Annotated in this window: 1 protein-coding gene; it reads right to left on the bottom strand. The window is 69.5% G+C overall.

Annotated elements, in window-relative coordinates:
- On the bottom strand, nt 1–197 hold a 197-nt coding region (locus tag I6F37_RS41255; protein ID WP_225154559.1), incomplete at its 3' end, for a hypothetical protein.
- Nucleotides 198–426: the final 229 nt, after the last annotated feature.

Raw genomic sequence — 426 nt, 5'->3', positions numbered from 1 at the left:
CCGAGGAACAGCGCGAAGCCGAATCCGGCGATGACCGTCCAGTCGTCCTCGCTGGCGGCCCGGGGGTGCCCGGCGATCGCGTCGATGTCCCGGCCGATCGACCCGCCGCGGATCATCGCCGCGATTGCGTGCGCGGCCGATTCCAGTGCGATGACCAGGACCGCGAGGGCCCCCACCCATCGCGCAGGCTGAGCCATTCGCGGAGGGATGCGGGAGCCTTCGCCAACGCCGAAGGCTCGTCGTTCGCCTGGTGTGCGGGGTCCTTCTGGAGCATCACGGGTCCCATCCGGCCGATGGCGCTGACACCAAACGGACCGGAATTGCCCGGCGACAGATACACCCACGATGCGATCCGGTCGTCCGAGTTCGAACGCGGCCGCGTCGATCCGTTCAGCGACCGGTGTTGGCGACCGCTCGGGGTCGGTA

The organism is Bradyrhizobium sp. NBAIM08, assembly GCF_020193935.1.
GTDB classification, from domain to species: domain Bacteria; phylum Pseudomonadota; class Alphaproteobacteria; order Rhizobiales; family Xanthobacteraceae; genus Bradyrhizobium; species Bradyrhizobium yuanmingense.
Note: the sequence above shows the minus strand (reverse complement) of the source record. Positions and strands in the feature narration are given on the sequence as shown.